This is a genomic window from Pengzhenrongella frigida (assembly GCF_004168625.1).
GTDB lineage: Bacteria > Actinomycetota > Actinomycetes > Actinomycetales > Cellulomonadaceae > Pengzhenrongella > Pengzhenrongella frigida.
In genome coordinates this window covers 1-1,693 of the sequence record NZ_SDWW01000107.1, presented here as the reverse complement: position 1 = coordinate 1,693, position 1,693 = coordinate 1, and the positions used below count along the sequence as shown (strand labels likewise).

The following is a 1,693-nucleotide window of genomic DNA, read 5'->3' as shown; positions in this document are numbered from 1 at the left end:
TGATGAGAATCGTGGTGTGCGTGAAGCACGTGCCGGACATCCAGTCCGAACGGAGCCTGCGATCCGATGGCCGGGTGGTCCGGGACGGCGGCGACGGGACGCTCAACGAGCTCGACGAGAACGCCGTCGAGGCCGCCCTCGCGCTGCTCGAGACCCACGTCGACGGTGGCGGGACGGGCGAGGTGATCGCCCTGACGGTCGGACCGGACGACGCCGAGGACGCGGTGCGGCGGGGCCTGCAGATGGGGGCCGACGTCGCGGTCCACGTGCTCGACGACGCGATCGCGGGCTCCGACGTGTTCGGTACGGCCACCGTGCTGGCGGCCGCGATCAAGCACCTCGGCGCGACCGACCCGGTCGACCTGGTCGTGACCGGCATGGCCGCGCTCGACGGACTCACGTCGATGCTGCCGGCCACCCTGGCCTACCTGCTCGACCTCCCGATGCTCACGCTCGCCGCCGAGGTCACCCTCGACGGGCCGGTCCTGCGGGTACGCCGCGAGATCGACTCCGTCACCGAGATCCTCACCGCGCCGCTGCCGGCCCTGGTGAGCGTCACGGACCAGGCCAACGAGCCGCGCTACCCCAACTTCAAGGGGATCATGGCGGCCCGCAAGAAGCCCGTCACCGTGCTCACCCTGGCCGACCTCGGCGTCGACCCGGCGACGGTCGGCACGGCGGGTGCGCGCACCGAGGTCCTCGAGGCCGCGGCCCGCCCGGCACGCGAGAACCGCATCCTGGTCACCGACGACGGCACGGCGGGCGCCCAGCTCGCCGCCTACCTCGTCGAGCACAAGCTCGTCTGACCTGCCTTTCACCCCCTTCGGCGTTTCAAGGAGTCCTACGCGATGAGTTCCTCGCTCTCCGGCCCGGCCCTGGTCCTGCTCGACCACCACGAGGGGCACCTGCGCCCGCCGGTCCTCGAGCTGGTCACCGCGGCCCGCTCCCTCGGCGCCTCCGTGGAGGGGATCTGGTTCGGCGACGGGATCGAGGGGGTCATCCCGGCGCTCGGGCAGGCCGGGGTCACGCGGGTCTACCGGGTCGGTGCCGGCGCTGCGGGCGCGGACGGAGCCGACCTGCGACAGACCGTGGTCGCCGCCGATGCGCTGGTCGCCGTCGTGACCGCGCAGCGCCCCGCCCTCGTGCTGCTGACGTCGACGTTCGACAACAAGGAGATCGCGGCCCGCCTGGGCGCGGCGACCGGTGCCGGCGTCGTGGTGGACGCGGGCGCCTTGGCGGTCGAGGGTGGTCGGCTCGTCGCCGACAAGTCGGCGTTCGCCGGGACCTGGCTCGCCCGCTGCGCGATCACCACGCCGCTGGCGATCGTCGCGGTCAAGGCGAACTCGGTGCACGCCGAGGATGCCGCCGTCGCCACGACCCCGGAGGTGGTCGACGTCGCCGTCACCCTCAGCGCGCGCGTGCGGCCGGTGACGTTGGTGGAGCGCACCGAGCGGCCGACGTCGGGCCGGCCCGAGCTCGGCGAGGCCGAGGTCGTCATCGCCGGCGGACGTGGCACGGGCGGCGACTTCTCCGTCATCGAAGAGCTCGCGGACCTGCTGGGTGCCGGCGTGGGCGCGACCCGCGTGGCGACCGACGAGGGCTGGATCGACCGAGGCGCTCAGATCGGCCAGACGGGGGTGACCGTCGCACCGCGCCTGTACATCGGGGCCGGGGTGTCCGGGGCCGTGCACCA

The 1,693-nt window shown here is 73.6% G+C and carries 2 protein-coding genes; both read left to right on the top strand.

The window, feature by feature from the left end; translation table 11 throughout:
• Positions 1-806 (top strand): electron transfer flavoprotein subunit beta/FixA family protein (locus EUA98_RS19515; RefSeq protein ID WP_130104340.1); only part of this gene is annotated, 806 nt, incomplete at its 5' end.
• 42 nt (positions 807-848) lie between these two features.
• Positions 849-1,693, top strand: an 845-nt coding sequence (locus tag EUA98_RS19510) for an electron transfer flavoprotein subunit alpha/FixB family protein (RefSeq protein ID WP_130104339.1), incomplete at its 3' end; no start/stop codon positions are given.